Genomic DNA, 2750 nt, shown 5'->3' with positions numbered 1-2750 from the left:
GAGGGCCTCGGCGGGAGCGCCGGGCGCCACCGCCTCGGCCAGGGCCGGTACCGGCTGGGCCCCGGCCCGCTCGCAGGCGAACTCGAAGATCTGCACCAGGCCGGCACCGGACAGCAGGCGCTCGCAGGAGACCCGCTCCTGGCGGCGCCAAAGAAAGCGCAGCAGCTGGACCTGCTCGTTGTCCACCGGCGCGAAGTCCACGTGCCCGCCTTCCGAGGCCAGGACCAGGTGACGGTCCCCGGTCCAGACCACAAGCCCCATCCCCAGGCCGGTGCCGGCGCCGATCACCCCCCGGGGGGCCAGGGCCTCCGCCGTGCCGGCCTGCAGCACCGCCAGCTCGTCCGGCCCCAGGGTCTCGATGCCATAGCCGACCGCGGCAAAATCATTGAGCAGGCTGACGCGGCCGATCCGGAAGCGAGCGGCCAGCTCCCCGGCATCCACCTGCCAGCCCAGGTTGGTGACCTGGGCCCGGCCGCCGGTCACCGGCCCGGCCACCGCCAGGCAGGCGGCGTCGATAGCACCGGCCGCGGCACCGGCCAAAAAGGCCTCCAGCAGGGCCGCCACGTCCGGGAAGCGCTGGCTGGCCACAAGCTGCCGATGGCCAGGGCGGACGGCTCCAGACTCCACCTCCGCCAGTTGAAGCACGGTCTTCGTGCCGCCAATATCTGCTGCCAGGATGCGCATGACTCTCCAGCATACCGTTGCCGCCAGCGGCGGGCAAGGCGCAGGCAGGCTCCGGTGCGTCCGGTTAGTGGGTGAGCCAGGCCAGGGCTTCCGGCCGGTTGTCGAAGATCTCCACCGTGATCATGAGATCGCCGCCCATGAGCTGGAAGAGCCGGGCCAGGGAGCGGTTCCCTGTGTCCGGCACCACCAGCGCCCACCGGCAGCTGCCCCGCACGTGCTGGACCTCGTCTTTGACCACATCGGTGAACCGGAAGATGGCCTCCAGGTCGGCGTCGGCAATCCTGGCCTGGCTGAAGTCGGCCAGGCTGTGCATCCCTTTGCGGAACCGGGGATCCGCGTGCACGGCCCGGATGTGGGCCAGGATCTCGTCCGCCTTGACCTCGCCCCAGTAGCTCGACAGGATGAGACCCTTCTCCGGATCGATCTCGAATGAGCTGCCCATGATCACCTCCGTCGACCGGCTGTGCCCTGGCTCGACGCCCTGGCTGAGCATACCACCTCCCACCCGGGAAGAGAACCGGTGGGTTGACATTCCCGGAAACGACTTGTATGGCTGTCCGGATCATGCTCCCACGCGGACGTTGTTGCCGGCCACCTGGAGCTGACCAGGCCCGCAACCCCAGATTGCCCATGGCCTGCCCTGGCCTTGCTCGATGGCGTCGGCTGCTGGCGGTGGCCTCGACGGCGGGCGTGGTGCTCCTCTTCACCAGGGCCCCGGATTCCTCTGCGGCACGCTCCGTCCAGGCCTTGTGGAGCCTGGGCCACGTTCTCCTGTTCATGGCCGGCACTGCCCTGGCTTTGTCCTTTCTGCCCGACCAGCAGCGGCGCCGGCGCTACGCACTGGCGCTGCTGCTGGTGGCGGCTGGCCTTCTGGCCTGGGGGAGCGAGTGGGCCCAGGCTGTGGTGGGGCGGGTGTCCGATCCCATGGATGCCATCCGGGATCTGGGAGGCGCTGGGGTTGCATTGCTCATCGGTTGGCCCTGGAGGGGCCGGCGGTGGGGGCTGCGTCCCTTGTCGGTGGCGGCCGGATCGGCACTCCTCATCGTTCTCGCCTGGCCGTTCCTGGAGACTGCCAGCGACGAGTGCCTCGCCCGCTGGCAGTTCCCGGTACTGGCCGACTTCGAGTCCGACAGCCAGCTCGGCCGCTGGGAGGGCCAGGCGGAGCGCCGTCGCGACCGCACGGTGGCTGCCGAGGGCAGGGCGTCGCTCCGCATCGAGCTCGGTACCGGCGGTCATTCCGGCGTTGCCTTGCGCTATTTTCCCCATGACTGGCGGGGCTATGCGGCGGTGAGCTGCCGCCTGTTCGTGCCTGGGCAGGAAGGCCTGGAGATGGTGCTGCGGATCCAGGACGGACGCCATACCGCTGCCGGCAGTCGTCAGCGGGACCGGTTCAACCGACGCCTGCGGCTGCCTCCGGGGTGGAGTCTGGTCCGCGTCCCCCTGGCCGAGGTGGCGGGGGCACCAGCGGGACGCCCCATGGACCTCGCGGATATCCGGGGGCTGGGGCTGTTCGTCACCCGGCAGGCCACAAGACGGGTGGTGTTTTTGGACGATCTGCGGCTGGAGCCCTGAACGGGATCCCGTCGCTCAGGATCGCCGCCGGTTGCCGGACTGGTCGAGCAGGCGACCGGGACGGATCGCTTCGCCGCCGAACCGGTCGGCGATGGCATCGAGACTCTGGTGGAGACGGTTGCGGCGCAGCTCCTCTTCCGGGGGCGGGAACAGGCTGCGGTTGCGGGTCGCAGGGGGGAAGCGGCTGACGGTGATTCCCAGGAGTCGCACCGGCCGCCGGCCGACCTCGGTGGCATCGAGCAGCTGGCGGCAGGCGGTCCAGATCCGGTGGCCGTCGCTGGTGGCCTGTTCCAGGCTGTGGCTGCGGGTGATCTGGGAGAAATCGTGGTACTTGACCTTGAGGGTGACGGTGCGACCGGCCAGGCCAGGGCGGCGCAGCCGGCGGGCCACGGCCATGGCCAGCCCGAGGAGAGCATCTTCGGCCTGCACCCGGTCCGTGATATCCTCTTCGAAGGTCTCCTCCCGGCCCAGGGAGAGGGCGGGGCGCTCGGGCT

At 70.3% G+C, this 2750-nt stretch carries 4 protein-coding genes; 1 reads left to right on the top strand and 3 read right to left on the bottom strand.

Going from position 1 to position 2750, the window contains the following annotated elements:
- A partial coding sequence (locus AB1634_19295) for a glucokinase (GenBank protein ID MEW6221659.1) occupies positions 1-684 on the bottom strand: 684 nt, incomplete at its 3' end.
- A 64-nt stretch (positions 685-748) separates the two neighbouring features.
- The gene (locus AB1634_19290) at positions 749-1126 is read right to left on the bottom strand and encodes a hypothetical protein (GenBank protein ID MEW6221658.1); all 378 of its coding nucleotides are present in this window, start codon (positions 1124-1126) and stop codon (positions 749-751) included.
- Between the two features lie 230 nt (positions 1127-1356).
- On the opposite strand from AB1634_19290, the gene AB1634_19285 reads away from it, so the two are divergent.
- On the top strand, positions 1357-2256 hold the full coding sequence (locus AB1634_19285) for a hypothetical protein (GenBank protein ID MEW6221657.1): 900 nt from the start codon (positions 1357-1359) through the stop codon (positions 2254-2256).
- Positions 2257-2271: 15 nt separating this feature from the next.
- Here the strand turns inward: AB1634_19285 and AB1634_19280 are convergent.
- Positions 2272-2750, bottom strand: a 479-nt coding sequence (locus tag AB1634_19280) for a DNA polymerase IV (protein ID MEW6221656.1), incomplete at its 5' end; no start/stop codon positions are given.

The sequence above is a fragment of the Thermodesulfobacteriota bacterium genome, assembly GCA_040755095.1.
GTDB lineage: Bacteria > Desulfobacterota > Desulfobulbia > Desulfobulbales > JBFMBH01 > JBFMBH01.
The sequence above is the reverse complement of the archived record's forward strand: the minus strand, read 5'-3'. Positions and strand labels throughout refer to the sequence as shown.

Excerpts from the sequence above, each read along its gene's own strand:
- AB1634_19290 (MEW6221658.1), bottom strand. The coding sequence starts at position 1,126 with ATGGGCAGCTCATTCGAGATCGATCCGGAGAAGGGTCTCATCCTGTCG.